Source organism: Haloarcula litorea (assembly GCF_029338195.1).
Taxonomy (GTDB): domain Archaea; phylum Halobacteriota; class Halobacteria; order Halobacteriales; family Haloarculaceae; genus Haloarcula; species Haloarcula litorea.
In genome coordinates, this window is the sequence record NZ_CP119781.1 from 19,651 (window position 1) to 37,029 (window position 17,379).

Here is a 17,379-nt window from a genome sequence, read left to right on the forward strand (position 1 = left end):
AGCCGATCAGATACTGGAGCCACTCTTTCCACGGAAATCCGCTTTCGCGAAAGAAGACCCGAAGAGACTTTGTCCTGAAGACCCAAGATAGTACACGAATGGCACTCCCAATCGACCCAAGCCAGATCGACCCTGCGGACATCGGTGAAGAACAGGTAACTCTCGAAATGAGCCACGATGAAGCGATCGAACACGTCCGCGAGGTGTTCACGGACGCGGGTTTCGGCATCCCCGTCGAGTTCTCGCCCTCCGAGATGCTCAACGAGAAGGTCGACGCCGGCCGCGACCCCTACTACGTGCTGGGGGCGTGCAACCCCGAAGTCGCCGACCGCGCGCTGGACGCAACCGACAACCAACTCGGTGCACTGATGCCGTGCAACGTCGTCGTTTGGGAAGAAGAACCGGGCAAGCAGGTCGTCTATCACGTCTCCATCATGCGCATCGCCCGCCTCATCGGGATAGCGTCCGACGACGACGAGATGGCAGACATCGTCGCCGACACCGGCGAACTCGTCGACGAGGCGTTCGCGAACCTCTAAGATGGGACATCACACGTTCGACGCCGACCGCGCTGACAAACTCGAAGAGGCACAGCGACGGTACCGGTCCCTCTCCGCGGAGGAACTCCTCTGGGCGCTCTCTCCAGATGGAGACGAAACGGTCGCAGATCTGGGCAGCGGGACCGGGTTCTACACCGACGACGTCGCACCGACTGTCGACCACGTGTACGCCGTCGACATTCAGGATGCGATGCACGACTACTACCGGGAGAAAGGCGTCCCCGAGAACGTCGACCTCGTGACGAGTGGCGTGGACGACCTCCCACTCGATTCCGACAGTCTCGACGCGGCGTTCTCGACGATGACCTACCACGAGTTCGCGAACGAACAGGCGTTGAGCGAACTCAGTCGCGTGCTCGCCTCACAGGGGACGCTCGTTATCGTGGACTGGGCAGCTTCCGGAAGTGGGTCTCACGGCCCACCCGTTGACGAGCGGTATTCCGCCACCGAGACGGCGAACGCGCTCCGCCAGCATGGATTCACAGTCGAATTCGAAGCGCTCCGGCCAGAAACGTTTCTGGTAACGGCATCAGCCGAATAAGTGAAAGAACACCCGAACGGCACGTGAGCACCAGATTGACCTGTAGCGGCGGAGACGTGGCTGAGAATCATCCTCTCCGGTGTGAAGGGCCGGTCGCGGACTCGAACGAACTCAGAAGACCATTATCAGTTGCATACGAATGGAGAATATGACCGGTGACGTTGGAGTCCATCTGGACTCGACGCTATTCCTGATTCACAACCCATCGAGATACTACACATCGAGGACGACCCAAGCTTCGCTGATCTTGTCGCGACCTTCCTCGAGCGCGAGCAAGACGCGTTTACCGTTCGCACCGAGACCGACCCCCGTGACGCACTTGCGATTCTCGAAGCAGATACCTGTTCAGTGGACTGTATCGTGAGCGATTATGATATGCCGGGTTTGGACGGTTTGGCCGTCTTAGAACGAGTGAGGGAGACCCACCCTGAAATTCCGTTTATCCTCTTTACCGGGAAAGGAAGCGAGGAGATAGCCAGCGAAGCCATCACAGCCGGTGTCACCGACTATCTCCAGAAAGCCGGCGGCACGGAACAGTACAGCGTTCTCGCCAACCGCATCCAGAACGCGGTCGGTGGGTATCGGGCTGAACGATACATGAACCGTGGTCTTGAAGCCATCGAGACCGCCCAAGACGGGATCAGCATTCTCAACGAAGACGGCTACATCGAGTACGCGAACACCGCCTGTGCAGAGATACTCGGCTACACCCGTGAGGAGCTCATCGGTCTCCACTGGGAGACGTTCTATCACGACGACGATATCGATGCCGTCTACGACGTACTCCTCCCAGAAGCACGCGACGGCCGCTGGCACGGAACCACGACGTTCGTCCGAAAGAACGGGAGCGAACTCGACATCGAACATACCCTCTCGTACACAGAGGACGGCTCACTCATCTGCACGCTCAGTCCACAGGCAACGGTTGACGCCGGCGAGTCAAAGCTGTCTGCAAAAGAGCAAGCGATGGACGAAGCGCCCATCGGAATTCTCCTAACCGACCCTCACCAGGAGGATAATCCGATCATCTACGCAAACGACGAATTCACCGACCTGACCGGCTACGGGAAACGAGAGATAATCGGCCGGAACTGCCGATTTCTCCAAGGCGAAGCGACTGAAGACGAACCTGTCCAAACCCTCCGGACTGCGATCGACAGTCGGGAATCGGCGACCGTCGAGTTACGAAACTACCGGAAAGATGGAACTGAGTTCTGGAACCGCGTCCGTGTCGCCCCGCTGTTCGACGACGATGGAGAGTTGGATCTCTTTGTCGGGTTCCAAGATGACGTCACGGACCGCAAACAGTACGAACAGCAGTTACAGTCCCATAGCGCACGACTAGAGGCGCTGTTTGAGCATTCGCCGGATATGTTTGCAGTCCACGACATCGACGGTGTGATTCGGGATGTTAACCAGCGGCTGTGTGACGAACTCGGCTATACCGAATCAGAACTTCTGGGACGGAAGGTCTGGGACATCGATCCAACAGCCGACCCGGAGCGAGCGTCATCGTTCTGGAAGAAACTCCCACCGAATACTCCACACCGATTTGAAGGCCAACTCGAGCGCAAAGACGGGTCGGCGTTCCCCATCGAGGTCCATCTCATCCGGCTCAATTTGGAGGGGAAAGACCGATTCGTGGCGATGGACCGCGACATCAGCGACCAGAAGCGACGCGAACGCGAACTCGTCCAACAGAACGAGCGGCTTGACCGGTTCACGAGTGTCGTGAGCCACGACTTGCGCAACCCGCTGCAAGTCGCGGAGGGACGTCTCGAGTTACTGCGTGAGGACTGCGACAGCGATCACATCGACGATATCGACCACGCTGGACCGGATGGATTCACTCATCGAGGACTTGCTGACACTCGCTCAAACTGGCGAGGAAGCGATGACACTTGAGTCCATCCAGTTATCGAATCTTGTTGAAACCATCTGGGAGACAGTATCTGCTACTGATGCGATATTAAGGGTTGAAACCGAACGGACCGTCGAGGCCGACCGCGATCAACTCCGGCAGCTCCTAACTAACCTCCTTCGGAACTCGGTCGAGCACGGCGGGCCAGCCGTGACAGTAACAGTCGGAGACACAGCGAACGGGTTCTATGTCGCCGACGACGGAGCCGGCCTTCCTGAGGCCGCGGGAGAAGACGTGTTTGACGCTGGATATACGACAGCCGACAACGGGACAGGGTTCGGCCTCAGCATCGTCGAGGAAGTCGCTAGCAGGCACGGCTGGACAGTCACAGCCTCTAACGGCGCTTGCGGGGGTGCGCGGTTCGAGATTTCAACCGAGTGAAAACCAGACCGTACTCGGCGTAACCTCGGCTTTCAGAAGTTCCTCAAGAAGCCCTATAGTTATATGTCATTCGCCGGTACAGATATGTTTATATGCCACCCATGCGCCGCCGGTTCCTCGGACAGATAGGCCGCGCTGGCGGGGTGGCCGTTACCGGCATACTCAGTGGGTGCGCCAAGAGTGAACAACCCGAATCAGAATCAGTAACCGTTCGGATCGGGTCGAAGCCGTTCACTGAGCAGAAGATTCTCAGCTACCTCGCCTACGAACGGCTACGGAGAATCGATTGGATTCGTGCCGTCGATGAAATCGGGGCAGGAAACTCGCTATCGAACTGGGAGGCAACAGCATCGGGGGATCAACACCTGTACTGGGAGTACACGGGTACGGCATGGCTGCAGCTCCCGCCTCGCCACGATAGACGGATCACCGACCCCGAGTCACTCTTTGAGCGGGTCCAAGCGGACGCTGATTCCCAGCGACTCCAGTTGGCTGACCCGGCACCGTTCTCGAACGAGTACGTCATCGCTGCCGACGCTCGATGGGCGGAACAGACCGAGATTTCGACCATCAGCGATTTGGCAGCCCATATCCGAAACGGTGGTGATACGCCTGGTGTCGCCGTCAACGAGGAATTCTTTCATCGGCAGGACGGATGGCGTGGACTCGCTTCATATTATGAAATCGAGACTGCGAACGGCGAGCCAATCCAGACCGAACCGTTCATTGTCACGTCGATCGGGCTGACGTACGAACTACTCGAACAGGGTCGCGTGCAGATTACGAGTGGTTTTGCGACTGATCCGCAGCTCAACCGGTCGACAGTTACAGTCCTCGAGGACGACCGCGACTACTTCCTCCCCTACCAACCGGCCCCGACAGCGTATGCTCCGCTCATCGACGAACATCCGGAGGTATTCGAGATTCTCTCCCCTGTTGGTTCAGCACTCGATAAGTCGATAATGCGGAACCTCAACAGCCGGGTCCTCCTCGATGGAGAGCATCCGTTCGCGGTCGCAACACAGTTTTTAGAGGGCGAGGTGCTCGACGATGCGTAGATACCTGTCCTCCCTCCCCGTTCTGGGAACGATCATCGCTGTTGTGCGGTCGTCGTTCCGACGGAAACTTACTACGGCGCTCCTCGTCGTCTTCCTAATCATCAGTATCGGCACAGTCGGACTATATGTACAGGTGGGGGGATTGTTGGAGGACAACGTCGAACAGTCGATGACCGCGGCTGCCGAGACCGAAGCGGACGAATTGCGAGAATGGTGTGGCAAGAACCGACTCGTCGCTCAGCTCCTCTCCGAACATCCGGTCTTCGAGGATGGCGACCACACCGAGGTTCGGGAGTATTTACAGGCACAGCAAGGGGACAGATCTGATACCGAGATCGTTCGGGCATACGTAATTGATCGGCGGAATCAGACTGTTTCGGTCAGTTCAGATGGAGAAATGGGGGGACAACCCATCGAAGAACTCGGCTGGACTGAACGGTTCGCCTTCCAGGATTTCGATGACGTGCAGGTGACTGACCCGTATGCAGTACAAAACGAGACGGTTATCGGGTTTATTTCCCCAATTCGTCGGACCCCGGAGCAGTTACTTGTCGTCGAAATCGACACCGCGACTATCTTCGATCGCTTCGAACATCCCGTCGACGGCGGCTTTACGCGAGTGGTCAATTCCAACGGGACGGTCGTGTTCAGTGATGATGCAGCCGCGACGCTCACCCAATACCGCGATGGAAATCGTCGTGCACCGGCAGTCAGCAGTGGCCTGCGGGGGGACTCTGGGTTTACCGAATCACCAGCCTACGAGACCCAGCCTGAGACAGAGGGAGAGTACGTCGCAGCGTATGCTGCGGTTCCGAACACCGACTGGGTCGTCATCGAACACGCACCAGCCAGTGAAGCGTACGTCATAACCCAGCAAGCCCTTCGATGGATCGGTGGAATTGCAGCGTTCACTCTGCTTGCGCTCGTGGGTGTCGTCGGCGTTCTCGGCCGAGATGTGACCGGCGCGCTCTCTCGGCTAACCGACCGGGCAGAGCAGATCGAAGATGGTCAGTACGACGTGGAGTTCGATACCGACCGGCCGGACGAGTTCGGCGACCTCAACCGGACGATAGCCTCGACACGGGATGCCCTCCAGCAGCGCATCGAGGAGATCCGCGAAACACAGACTGAGCTTGAAGCATCGAATGCGAGTCTCGAAGAGCGGTCCGAGATGGTGAACGTGCTGAATCGCATCCTCCGTCACAACGTTCGGAACGAGGTGAACGTCATCACTGGACGAGCTGAATTGGCTGCGTCTCGCATCGACGACGAGGCGGCCCAAGCAGATTTAGAGGCTGTGCAGAATGCTGCGTGGGAACTCAGTACGATTTCGTCACGCACACAGCGCATCAAACAGCTGCTCGCCGAAGAGAACGCCGAGCCAGAACCCGTTGATTTGGACGATGTAGCCTCGAAGTTATCGGGGGTTGATGCCGACACCCCATGCGCAGATGTCGAATTCAACGGTGAGACAAACGACAGAGCTATCCAAGCGACACAGACGTTCCCGACCGCAGTCGCAGATGTTGTCCACCAGATCGCGACGCACAATGAAAGGGAAGTTCACGTGGATGTTACGGTCACCGTTACTGACGCTGGAACAGATGAGGAGAGGATTGTTCTCCGAATCGATGACGATGCCGACGGACTCCCCGAATTAGATGTTCAAGCTGTCAACGCAGGCGAGGAGAGCCCGCTCAATCACGCGGAGGGGCTGGCGCTCTGGTGTCTCGAATGGACAGTGACGAAATCTGGTGGGGAACTACATGTCGCTCCCGAGGATACGACTCTCAAAATCAAGCTCCCTACTGCTTCAACCGGCCCGTAGACAGCTATTCGCTATTTTTACTTATTGCTCACAGCGACTATCGGAGTACTAGTTCCTGTATCTCTTGATGGGTGATCCAAGAGTTAACCAACACCTCTGCGTTTGAGGGGGAGTATGTTGGTTAAGTTTTTCAGCGCCCGCGGAGGGGCGGAGGCGCGTTCTGACCTCCGTCGAATAATGACTGAACCCTATCTCACGACGGTCCTCGAGGAAGCCGAGCACGTCGCCGAGCAGCACGATCAGGTCGCCCGAACGACAGACAACCAAGCCCACGAGTACCTCCGATACACCGTTCTTCGGGTGCTTGAAGGCGAGGCGGACCACCTCCCAGCAGACTGGATGCCGGTCGATGGCGTGACCGTCGGCTACGGGAGCGATGAAGCGATGTTCAATAGCTGGGGCTCCAGCGAAGACTGGTGGGAGACCGTCCCGCCGCAGGAGGCGTGTACCCGCTTCCGGGTGTTCTTCCCGGACGACCACCAGACGGTTCCCCGCGATATCGTCGACGTGATGGCCGCACTCGGTGCCTGGCGCGTCTGGACTGGGAGCGCAGCCGCGTGCGGCTCCTACGACCATCGCGAGCGCCGCGAGGTCCATTACCTCTGGCCGGAAGGCCATCCGGTCGAGGAAGTGCTCCACGAGCGGCTCAGTGGCCCTGCGGAAGCCGTCGCTCCCGACGGTGGCCGAACGGGCGATGTTCGCGACCGACTGGTCGTCGACGAGAACGCACAGTCGCAGGACGATCTCGAGCCCCGCACGAAGCGTGCCGTCGCCGAAGCGATGGACGTCTCACTCCTCTCGAAAGGTGGCCGCTACGAGGTGCAGTCCGTGTCCGGCAACAGGTACGAAGTCGACGTCGTCGACGAATCGTGTACCTGTCCCGACTGGCAGCAGCGTTCACCCGAAGGCGGCTGCAAACACCTGCGTCGCGTCGATCACGAGATCAAACGGGGCCGTGTTCCGCGTCCGGATGGCCGACTCCCAGCTGAGCTGCGGAGTAACTACCCCGAACCAACGGTTACAACACGGGACAGTTGTAGGCGGGCGTTCCCGCGTTATAGACTGTACCGCTCGCCGTCCTCGGGAACGTGTACATCCTCTGTCTCTGCCCGCAGTTCCTCGCGCGACAGCAAGCATGGTTGATCGCCTCCACGTGGACGACCACTATTTCGGCGTCAGTGGCCTCTCGGACAGCGTTGATGTCCTCGACCCCCATCGTGATGGGTTCGCCCTGATCGAACTGCGCTTCGCCGCCGTTGAGAACCACCAGATCGGGTTCGTACTGGTCAAGTGTCTCCTCGACCGGTTCGTACCAGATCGTGTCCCCGGCGACATACACTGTCTCGTCGCCCTCGAAAACGAAGCCCGAGACCGGACCCATTCCTCGGCGAGGTCGCCGTGCCCGTGCTGGCCCGGCGTCCGGTGGATTGTGACTCCCTCGAAGGTGGTTTCGTCGTCGACGGGGCGAACATCAGTGAAGCCCTCGTCAGTGAAGGCGTCGGCTTCCTCGGGCTGACAGAACAGCGGCACGTCGGCATCGAGTTCCTCTCTGGCCGCTTCGTCCCAGTGGTCGGGGTGGCGGTGCGTAACGACCACAGCGTCGTAGGTGAGATCAACGTCGGGCAGCGGAACAAGCGGATTCCGATCCTGATTCGCCGTGGTGAGGAACTCCGGAACTGCCGGGTTGTCTGTCACCGTCGGCATCTCGCCCTCCGGCGTGAACATCGGATCCACGAGGAACGTCGTGTCACCGACGTCCAGGAGGATAGTCGCGTTACGAATCAGCTGAACACTCGCACCAGTCGTTGCCATACCCGGCCCTACGAGATTCTTAGGGATGGGATTTACTTCGACATATTCCAACCGTCGAAGAGTTCGACGTGCAGTTTACTGGATGAACTCAATGTCCTCGGGGTCGAGATCCACGTCGAGATCCACGTCGAGCGAATCGGCGGCGAACTGTTGTGCCAGCCACGCTTCCGCTCGGTTGAGACGGTACTGGAACGTCGACCGTGACACACCGACATCTTCAGCGATTTCCGCGACCGATTGCTGCCGTGGCTCTTCGTAGTACCCACGTTCGATTGCAGCTTCAAGCGCAGACTTCTGTTCGGGCGTGAGAGTTTGCTGGACGCGGCCGTCGTCGACCAAGCATGGCGGTGTACCGAGTCGTTCAACAGTCAGCGACAGCCCCTCTCGCAGGTTCGCTCGGACTTCCTCGTGAATTGCTGATACTGTCCCGTCGATAAGCATCCGCCACCGGTATTGGTCACCACGTCGCTCCGTGCGCATTATCAACCCCTCGCCGATGTGCTTCGCCGCGACCAAGGGAATCGACCGTGAACCATCACCTTCCCGCCGAAGCCAGTGAATCTTCCGTGATTCCGCATTCGACGAGAGGATCGTGTATTCGTATTCGGTCACGGGTGCCTCACACATTCCGGTTGTGCCCGGAGAATCTGCGACGCGTTCCAGTGCGTCGTCGAACTCGTCGAGGACAGCAGCGGGGCCGACGATCTTCTCAATACCCCACACCGCCTCGTTGGTCGCACTGATCTCCATCGACCGGGCATACAGATCCGGGTTGTCGATGAAGAGATCCATCACCCCGTCAACCCCCTTCTCGTATTCGACTGTGAAGACGAATTCCCGCATGATACCAGCCGTTCGGGCTTGCTGGATAAAACCTGTTTGACGCAACCCGTGAATCATCTGTGACGACAGCCGCCATCAGGTGCCAATTTAAGTGACGATATTGTGAGGAACCTACTCCACGGGACGGACTGTGTCGCCATCCCGACGGACCCGGTCGAACGTTGAGAGATACGCGATCCGGTCGTGAACCTCCTCGTCATCCAGCTCCAGTTCCGCGGCCAGTTCGTCGACGGTCATCGGTTCATCGAGTGCCTGGAGGACTTCGAGCCCCCGGTAGTACCTATTCGTGAGCTCTTGGACGCGGCCCTCGATCGGCGTGGTCACTCCGTACCGCTCCTCGAGTTCGACCAGGGCCTCGTTCGCGAACGTGGCGAACTGATCGTCACCCAGGCGTTCGATCTGGGCTTCGAGTTCATCCCGGACGACGTCGTAATTGAGGCCGGCCTGCACGAGCATATTCATGTCCTCGATGTCGTCGTCGCGGCCTGCGATCGCCTTGAACAGGAAGATATCCTCGTTGCTGACTAGCCGGACCGTCAGTCGATCCGTGTCGAGGAACGGCTCGCTGCGCTCTTGCATGCTGTCGGTGAGCACGAGCTTGTTCGCGACCTGCTGGTTGAAGATGTCGAGGCGACACCCATCGTCGTTCTCGACGCAGCTCGTCGCCCCCAGCGCCCGGTAATCTGGGTCCAGCGATTGGACCTCCGCGTACCCGAGGTCCATCAGGACGGCCCACAGCTGACCGTACGCGTCGCCATCCGGGACGACTAGGTCGATGTCTTTCGTCGCCCCCTTGAGGTCGCGCAGCGACATCGCGCCACCACCGATCAGGTAGACCGTGAGCGGTTCAGATAACCCATCCCCGATTCGCTGGAATTCGTTCTCGATGTACTCGCGTCCGAATGTTGGTCTCATTGTGGTAGTGGCACCTCGTAGTCAGCCGCCAGTTTCTGAAACTCGTCCCACTCCGGGAGCCGGTCATCGTCGACCTCGCCGTGCGTCTCGAGGTAGCGGAGCAAGGCGTCGATTTCGGCTTCAAGGCCATACTTCGCCGCCTGCTCTCGGAGGGCCGCCTCGTCGACGTCGACGTGACTGAGCAGGAGGAGACAGTACGAGCGGTGACGGCTGCCGTCGTCGATCAGCAGCGTGTGACAACACAGCTCCGCCGGCGAAACTGCGTCAAGTTCCTCGGAGTAGACGTAGTAGCGGTGGCCGGTGAGCAGGAACTGGAGGTCGAAGGCCGCGAATCGAGCGAGGCCGGTTTCGTGGAACCCCTCTGCGTCGATCTCCGTCTCGGCCTGGGCAAGGAATTCGTCGTAGTCCTCCCAGAGAATCGTGCCCTTCGGGGCAACGGCTTCGAGGCGCTGGCGATGTAGATGGTGTACGAGTTCACGGGCGAACTCGTGGAGACGGTCGAAGTCGGCGTTGAACTCGTAGTGGCCGTCGGCCGTCCCGACGAGCCCACGGTCGCGAAACCGCTTGAGGACCCGGTTGACCGTGTTGCGGTAGTTGTCGCTCCGGTCGGCGATCTCGGAGACGGTTCGCGGCTGGTCGAGGTAGTACAGCACTTCGAGTGTCTTCCCGGTCAGCAGCTCGGGGAAGTCGATATGGGAGTGCTGGCGGACGAGGTCGCGGTAGAGTTCGACGGCGCGAGCATCCGACGGAACGACTCGTTTTCGCCGCCCGTCGCGTTCCGTGTAGACGAGCCCCTTCTCGACGAGGTCACCGACGGCGCGAGAGAGGTAACTCTCGCTGTGGTCGAGCTTCGTCGCGAGGTCGGAGATCGTGTCGCCGCGGTCGACTGTGGCGAGGACCTCGAGTTCGATGCGCCGGAGCACGGTGTAACATAGTAAGAAACTTGTATATAAAGAAGTTTCGAGTAGTGTTACATCCAGCAGGTGCGAGAACCCTCTCCACCGACTTAACCAACAAAGCTATGGATTCCCGGGACGTGTTGGTTAACACGAGAGTAGCCGATGTCCTACGAACCCCCGACCCCACCGGCGAACCTCCCGACGGAGATCGTCAACACGCTCAACGAGTCAGACCCGGAGCAGCTCCGAGACGTTGCGACGTACGCTGAAGCCCTCGCCGAGCACAAGGAACGGAAAACTCGGCTCGAAGAAGAATCAGACGACGCCGACATCGAGGACCGTCCCGATGATCTCCCGGACGACGTCCCGACGAAGGCGACAATCACGATCAAGGAGATCAATGATAACCGGTACTACTACTGGCAGTGGAGGGAAGTAGACAAAATCAAATCCAAGTATAAGGGGCCAGTCAATCCCGACGAGTAGGAGGGTATCCGGCGAGGTTTCGAAGGGACTACCCCCCGTGTGCGAGATGAATTGGCAGAAGGCATCGAGTCGGCACCCTCCGTGTGCAAGATGAATTGACTCTCATCGACGGACGCCCCGTGTGAGAGATGAATCGAATGATAGATCGCGGTGGACGACACCCCGTGTGCGAAGTGAAATCTTGCGTACCCTTGTCAGACAGTTCTAGTAAAATTGACTACTATTCCGTCGGAGCCACACCCCGTGTGCGAAATGAATCCGACGCCGGCGTCGAGGACTCTTCGAGTTAGTTACCCTCGAAGAAATCCTCTATCTGCGCGTTGACAACGGACCGGATCAAATCTTCGTCGTGTTCCACTTCTTCGAGCCGAATATCGGCTTGAAGCGTCTCAGCGACTACTTCTGGGTCGTCGACAAAGGTGTACTCCTTGTGGACACCACTTCCGTAGCCTCGTCCTCGTTTCTCCGATGTGACGAAGTTGTAGGTCTCGGCCTCACTCATATATCGTAGGTAGGAGTCTCGTGACTTCTCGTCGGAATCGAGGAGATCGGTGAGATACTGATATACGCGGTATGCAACCGTGCTAGGAACAGCGTTCAGGTTTCGTTTGGAGTGGACTGGGACGATTGCAGTAGCGTACAGCGAGAGCTTCTTTTGCGTCGAGAGCCCCTGCATCTGGGTTAACGTCCGATCGCGTTCGGCTTCTTCCTGGGCGTCGCGAACGTGCTCTTCACGAATCGTGTCTTCGCCGGCTCGGTCCGCTATCTCACCGGCTTTCCTGAACAGATCAATTGCCTTGCGCGCATCACCGTGGTCTTGGGCGGCGAACGCGGCACTGAGGGGAATGATGCCGTCCTCAGAACATCGTCTTGGTATGCATCACGACGTCGCTCGAGAATCGACTGCAACTGGTTCGCGTCGTAGTCGGGGAAGACAACATCCTGCGGATTGAATGAACTCTCGGCCCGACCGTCCAGATCTTCCATAAACCGGGGATCGTTCGTGAGCGCAGCGACGGAAACGTGCCCCTCGATGCGACCGAGCTGTGACGCTCGCGACAGCTGGTAGAGCAGTTTCGAATACGCCGGCTCATCGTTCGGATCTCGCTGCCGACCGACTAGAAGATCGACCTCGTCGAGGATGATGATGACCGAGTCGAAATTGTTGCTCAGAATTTCGTAGAATCGATTCAGCTTCTGATCCGTCGAGATACCGCTCTGCGGTATGCCGACATCGACGCCGGCTTCGTGCGCTGCATTTTTCGCCAAGCGATAGACAGCGCGGTCGTGCGATTTGATTGTCTGGCAGTTGATTTTGATGACGCCGAACCGGTCCCCTTGTGAGTTCGCGAGTTCAAGAACCTGCTGACAGACTGCGTTAATGATGAGCGATTTCCCAGTGCCCGACGGCCCGTAGAGAAGCATATTGGGCGGTCGGTTTCCTTGCAACGCCGGCCGAAGATAGGTGATGATGTCGTCCAGCTGGTCATCGCGACCGACAATCCGGTCCTCGTCGATGACAGCGTCGGGATCGAGCAACCCCTTATCCTGAAAAACAGAATTCTGAACGCCCTCCTGAAGACGGCCTTTGATAGATTGTGAGAGGGATTGTTGATCGTCGCCGTCAGCCATGTTTGCGGATTAGGTCGAGACTATAAATAAATATGGGTACCGTGTGCGAGGTTAAATCAGCTGTATTCAGCCGATAGAGGCAGTTTCAAAGAGGGTGTGCGGTTAAGACCATGAACCGCGGGCGAAATCAATTGCTCGAAGAGACCCTCCGTGTGCGAAGTGAAATCAGGTACACGTCGAGGATAGCGACCGCCGTTTCGTCAGAGAAAGCAAGCGTCGATGGGCCTACCCCCCGTGTGCGAGATGAAACACTGGACGGAATTATGAGTCGAATGAGATCGACGAGGTCGGTGGGAGGCGGGACACTCACGGTAACCCGCCCCCACACCCCGTGTGCGAGATGAATTTATCGAAGGGGTGTGGCCGGAGTAGCGCTGGCGATCACCCAATATCGGAGAGATAAGCCACGATCAGCCGAGATAACGGAGGAACAGGCCAGTAGACGTTCCGAATAACTCGCCGAAGAACACGGTCTTGTCACGAAACATACTGTTTCGTTTCGACCGACCTTAGGGCTACTACGGTTCCGATTGACAGAGTGGCTATGTAAAGGTTTCCCTGAAACATAGTCCTTCGTCAGTTGTGCCTTCTCGTCTTCTCTATCCCGTAAAATCGGTTAATACGGTACTTTCGACGCAGCTCTCCGTGATTACCCCCTCCCACCGTTCTCCGGATTTCATATCGCACACGGGGTGTGGGGGTTCACGACTCGTCTTTTCGGTGATTAACCAACGTTCTCCGGCCAATCGCCTTTATGTTGGTTAATTCTTTTTCGACTCCGTGAACGTTGTCAGCTCTGGCACCCGTGTCTCCGAGAGCGCCCGACGAATGTCTGACCGGGTCCAGTCTAATGGTGAGAGAACGCTCTCGACAGCTCTGATGAGTTCCGTCTCGTAGTGGTCCGGATCGTACATCTCGACTTCCTCGTGAGCCAACGCGACCCGCTCTCGCGAGGTCTTCCCATCGTCAACGACGACGTACTCGATGTCCTGTCCCGGATGGATGGCGAGGTTCTGGTCACGAGCGCGCTTCAGCGCCGCCACGTTCTGCGTGTTTTGGGTGTAGCCTTCGAGTGGTTTGGATACACGATTCCGTTCGACGAGCTGCTCAATCGGGACCTGACCAGCGTGTAGCTGGTCGATTGCATCCTGAAGACGTCCGAGCACCGCGTCCGGTGACCGAGTCGCATCGAATCGATTGAGGCACTCTCGCTGAACTCTTTCGATGAAGGGTGGCGTTGAGCGCTGCCGCGCTTCGATCCCTCTCAGTTTGAACTCGTCGTCGCCGGCGACCTTCCCGAAGTACTTCGTCAACGCGCCGGCGTCGCTCTCGCGCTGCGGGACGAACGCCACCCAGTCGTAGTGGGCTTCGTGTTCGAGCCGAATCTCGACGCGTTCCGTGATCTCCGTTGCGAGGGTCTGGAGGTCCTCGCGGTCCTCGTCGTCGACGTCGGGATTCGGCGTCACCCAGATGGAGTCGACGATGCCGTGGACGACGCGCCAGCCCCCGGTTTCCAGCCGCTGTTTCGCCGTCAGCAGAATCTCCCGAGCGAACGCGTTGATCGCCTCGTGGCACTCGATACGGCCGAACTTCGCGTTGCTGAACCCCTGATAGCCGAAGCAGGCGACGAGGATCCACTTCAGCGCTCCCGACCGTCCCTCGAGTTCCGCCAGCCGGTCCTCGTCGGGGTCGTCCCGTTCCTTCTCGCGACGGATGGCCGCCTTGATCTCGTCGCGAGCGTCGATGATCGGCTGTAGCACGTCGACGAGGTAGCCCCGGTCGTCGCAGATCGAGTACCCGAGGCCAGGGACGTCGTCGCGGCCGCTGTGGCAGTCACACCGGATGACGTCCGGCGAGACGTTCCGGGTACAGATGATGTTCGGATACAACGAGGAGAAGTCGAGTTCGTGGACGTTCTCGTGGAGGCCGACCTCGGGCGCGAAGATGAAGCCGCCGCGGTCGGCGTCGTGGAGCGTCCCCATCGGCTTGTAGAACTCGTGGCGCCAGGAGTTCCACGGGACGAGGACGCCGCGGTCGTGGGCCTCACAGATCTGAATCGCCGTAAGGACGTTCCCGATTGACGCCCACGCGAGTTCCTGGACGGGCTTTTTCGAGCGCGACACGAGGTCGAGGACGCCGTCGAGGTTCGTTTCCCCGTAGAAGAACGTGTTCGACTCGTCGATGATCGCCCGGCCGGGCACGTTGTACCGTGCCGGCGAGTGACCGACGCGGCCGTAGCTCGAATACGTCGACCGGCTCGCGAGCTGCTGGTAGTCGACGCCCGGCCACCGACTCAGCGAGAAGTCGTCGACGCCGGCGTCGGTCGCCATCTCGTACAGGGTCGGGACGATCTCGCTCGTTGAGATGACCAGGACATCCGGATTGTGAGCTTCGAGCGCCCCCTGGACGGCGGTCAGGATATCCGTCGGCGAGCCGGAGACGGCGTCGCCGGCGACGGACAGTTCCCCATAGATGTCGTTGCTCGTTTCGGTCACCGGAACGCTGAGCCGGAGCGTCGACAGCTCGCTCGCCGGCGTCGGATCGGCGCCGGTCTCCAGACAGTACCGGAACTCTCGCGAAAAGTCCACGTTGAAACAGGCGAGATCCCCGACTGGATAGGCCGACAGCTGGCGCGCCTGCCGGGCGAGTGGAGTGACGCGATCGATGTGGGCAACGTCGACTGCGAGAACGGCCTCCTCGTCTCGTCGAAAGCCGGGGCGTCGCGCCACTAGTTCGGTCGCGACGACATCCGGGTGCTGGTCGTACACCGATTGGAGCGTCGTGAGGTCGATGTCGGTCTCGGAATCGCGAGCGGCGACGTAGAAACGCAGGGTATACTTGTCTCGTTCTGTTACGACGGCACCGTTGGTGGTCGCCTCCCACTCCAGGACGCGGCCGTCGTCCAGGAAGTCGATTGTGAACGGCATTCCTGTAGAACAAATAGGTGGTATTCCGGATAACCGATGGCGTGTCACTTCCGGATTTCAGAGAACGATGTTCTCTCTCGCAACCATCTCGGTCACGGCGACGACGGATGCTGGTCGTACACCGACTGGAGGATCGTAAGGTCGAGGTCGGCCTCTGGGGCGTGAGGGAAGACGTAGAAGCGTGGGGTGTATTGACATCCTCCCACGGCTGAACCGTGGGATTCCTCCGGTGAGGCTGTGGGCTATACCGTCCCCACGGAGGCAAATTTCCCGTCGCCGGTACTCCGGTCTGTGCGCTCCTCGTTGGGACTGGCCCTCTCGGGAGAGCATGGTGACTCCGACCAAGTGTGGTCGTCCCACGTGAGGCGCACGGGCCGTGCCATCGACCCTGTCTCGAGTTCAGTGCCAGTCTCCCGTTCAAGAAACGTCCGTGAGGCGTCGAGATCAGCGTGGCTCTCGTGTCCACACGAACACCGAAACACGTCGCCATACCGCTCTGTCTCCACCTGCTCGCCACACTCGACACAGGTTGCCGTCGTGAACGCCTCTGACCGCTCTTCGACAAAGATTCCGTACTCCTCGGCAGTGTCTTTGAGACGGTCGACAAACGAGCGGTGTGCCCAGAACTGGTGGGTCTTCTCGTTGACTTCTGGGTGCCAGTGTGTCGAGAGCACGTCAGTGAGGTCGCCCACATACACCGTTGCTACGCCCTCATCATACAGCCGTTCGATCAGGTCACGACAGAGTGCTTCCTGCGCGTGGTCACGGCGACGCGTTCGCTTACGGTACAGTCGGCGAATCCGCTGACTGCTGTACCGACCCTCGCGGAGTTTAGATTGTAGACGGGCGATCTCTTCGGTCGTCTCACGGAAGTCAGCGAACAACTCGCGACCCTCGTAGAGGAACCGTTTGCCGGTCGTCGTCGTACAGGCGACGAAGTTGTTTGCGCCCACGTCCAAAGCAGCCGATTCGTCGGCTAGTGGTGAATCCCGTTGCGAATCTGGTACTGTGACGGGCTGAAAGGCTCTGAACGTGTCGCTCACTTCGTCGTACTGTATTTCCAACTGCCCTTTCTCGCCGTCCCACTTCGGGCTCCCAACAAGTTGCAGACGGAGTCGCTCGTAGTATCCGAGTCCGTACTTCTCTTTCAAGTCTTGCCCTACGGGGATCTCGACTCGACTCCGCTCGCCGAACTCAAGCGTGTACTGGTCGTTCCGGATAAACGTTCGCAGCTCACGTCCAGCGTCTTCGCTACCCCAGTAACCGGGCGGAGCGGCATCCCCGCTGTCTTCACGGGCAGCGAAGAACGACTTCCACGCCGACTTATTCTTGCGGATTACTTGTTGAGCGGTGGCAGAGCCGAGAACACCGACGTACTGTTTCCGGTAGTCGGCGGTGTCCCACACTGACTTGCCATCAAAGAACTGTTGGCGACGTTCGTAGTTGAGTTCGTTCCAGAGACTGGCGGAGGCGTCCAACAATTCGCGGAGTAGCCGCTCGTCGTCGTCAGTAAGCGGTCTGACCGCGAAGGTGTTGGTTCGCCTCACGACAACAGTTTCTTGCCCTTTTACGACTA

At 58.9% G+C, this 17,379-nt stretch carries 13 protein-coding genes and 2 pseudogenes; 8 read left to right on the plus strand and 7 right to left on the minus strand.

Features of this window, described 5'->3' with window-relative positions; translation table 11 throughout:
* Positions 1 to 98 precede the first annotated feature (98 nt).
* From P0592_RS19225 to P0592_RS19250, 7 genes and pseudogenes are all read left to right on the plus strand, one after another.
* On the plus strand, positions 99 to 539 hold the full coding sequence (locus P0592_RS19225; protein ID WP_276274246.1) for a DUF302 domain-containing protein: 441 nt from the start codon (positions 99 to 101) through the stop codon (positions 537 to 539).
* A 1-nt stretch (position 540) separates the two neighbouring features.
* On the plus strand, positions 541 to 1,101 hold the full coding sequence (locus P0592_RS19230; RefSeq protein WP_276274247.1) for a class I SAM-dependent methyltransferase: 561 nt from the start codon (positions 541 to 543) through the stop codon (positions 1,099 to 1,101).
* A 219-nt stretch (positions 1,102 to 1,320) separates the two neighbouring features.
* Complete coding sequence (locus P0592_RS19235) at positions 1,321 to 3,006, plus strand: PAS domain S-box protein (RefSeq protein ID WP_336406690.1); 1,686 nt, start codon at positions 1,321 to 1,323, stop codon at positions 3,004 to 3,006.
* The gene (locus tag P0592_RS20180; protein ID WP_336406689.1) at positions 2,996 to 3,403 is read left to right on the plus strand and encodes a sensor histidine kinase; all 408 of its coding nucleotides are present in this window, start codon (positions 2,996 to 2,998) and stop codon (positions 3,401 to 3,403) included. The genes P0592_RS19235 and P0592_RS20180 overlap by 11 nt, the downstream gene beginning before the upstream one ends.
* Before the next feature lie 92 nt (positions 3,404 to 3,495).
* A complete protein-coding gene (locus P0592_RS19240) occupies positions 3,496 to 4,461 on the plus strand; it encodes an ABC transporter substrate-binding protein (RefSeq protein ID WP_276274249.1) in 966 nt (321 codons plus the stop codon).
* On the plus strand, positions 4,454 to 6,289 hold the full coding sequence (locus P0592_RS19245) for a methyl-accepting chemotaxis protein (protein ID WP_276274281.1): 1,836 nt from the start codon (positions 4,454 to 4,456) through the stop codon (positions 6,287 to 6,289). Before P0592_RS19240 ends, P0592_RS19245 begins: the two co-directional genes overlap by 8 nt.
* Positions 6,290 to 6,466: 177 nt before the next feature.
* Positions 6,467 to 7,276: pseudogene (locus tag P0592_RS19250) on the plus strand (hypothetical protein); the annotation flags it as partial.
* Positions 7,277 to 7,453: 177 nt separating this feature from the next.
* Here the strand turns inward: P0592_RS19250 and P0592_RS19255 are convergent.
* The 4 genes from P0592_RS19255 to P0592_RS19270 form a co-directional block, all read right to left on the minus strand.
* On the minus strand, positions 7,454 to 8,101 hold the full coding sequence (locus P0592_RS19255) for an MBL fold metallo-hydrolase (RefSeq protein WP_276274282.1): 648 nt from the start codon (positions 8,099 to 8,101) through the stop codon (positions 7,454 to 7,456).
* Positions 8,102 to 8,176: 75 nt separating this feature from the next.
* Positions 8,177 to 8,944 carry a helix-turn-helix domain-containing protein gene (locus P0592_RS19260; protein WP_276274254.1) on the minus strand — a complete coding sequence of 256 codons (768 nt, stop codon included), beginning with the start codon at positions 8,942 to 8,944 and terminating at the stop codon, positions 8,177 to 8,179.
* A gap of 111 nt (positions 8,945 to 9,055) precedes the next feature.
* Positions 9,056 to 9,859 (minus strand): DUF6036 family nucleotidyltransferase, encoded by an 804-nt coding sequence (locus tag P0592_RS19265; RefSeq protein ID WP_276274255.1) that lies wholly within the window; start codon positions 9,857 to 9,859, stop codon positions 9,056 to 9,058.
* Positions 9,856 to 10,782: a helix-turn-helix transcriptional regulator gene (locus tag P0592_RS19270; protein WP_276274256.1), complete on the minus strand. Its 927-nt coding sequence runs from the start codon at positions 10,780 to 10,782 to the stop codon at positions 9,856 to 9,858. Before P0592_RS19270 ends, P0592_RS19265 begins: the two co-directional genes overlap by 4 nt.
* Before the next feature lie 138 nt (positions 10,783 to 10,920).
* On the opposite strand from P0592_RS19270, the gene P0592_RS19275 reads away from it, so the two are divergent.
* On the plus strand, positions 10,921 to 11,244 hold the full coding sequence (locus tag P0592_RS19275) for a DUF6788 family protein (RefSeq protein WP_276274257.1): 324 nt from the start codon (positions 10,921 to 10,923) through the stop codon (positions 11,242 to 11,244).
* A 286-nt stretch (positions 11,245 to 11,530) separates the two neighbouring features.
* Here P0592_RS19275 and P0592_RS19280 read toward each other — a convergent pair.
* The 3 genes and pseudogenes from P0592_RS19280 to P0592_RS19290 all read right to left on the minus strand — a co-directional run bounded on the left by P0592_RS19280 (position 11,531) and on the right by P0592_RS19290 (position 17,350).
* A pseudogene (locus P0592_RS19280) lies at positions 11,531 to 12,876 on the minus strand (orc1/cdc6 family replication initiation protein).
* Between the two features lie 761 nt (positions 12,877 to 13,637).
* Entirely contained in the window at positions 13,638 to 15,803 is a 2,166-nt protein-coding gene (locus P0592_RS19285; protein ID WP_276274259.1) for a type B DNA-directed DNA polymerase, read from the minus strand.
* 242 nt (positions 15,804 to 16,045) lie between these two features.
* The gene (locus P0592_RS19290; protein ID WP_276274260.1) at positions 16,046 to 17,350 is read right to left on the minus strand and encodes an RNA-guided endonuclease InsQ/TnpB family protein; all 1,305 of its coding nucleotides are present in this window, start codon (positions 17,348 to 17,350) and stop codon (positions 16,046 to 16,048) included.
* Positions 17,351 to 17,379 lie beyond the last annotated feature (29 nt).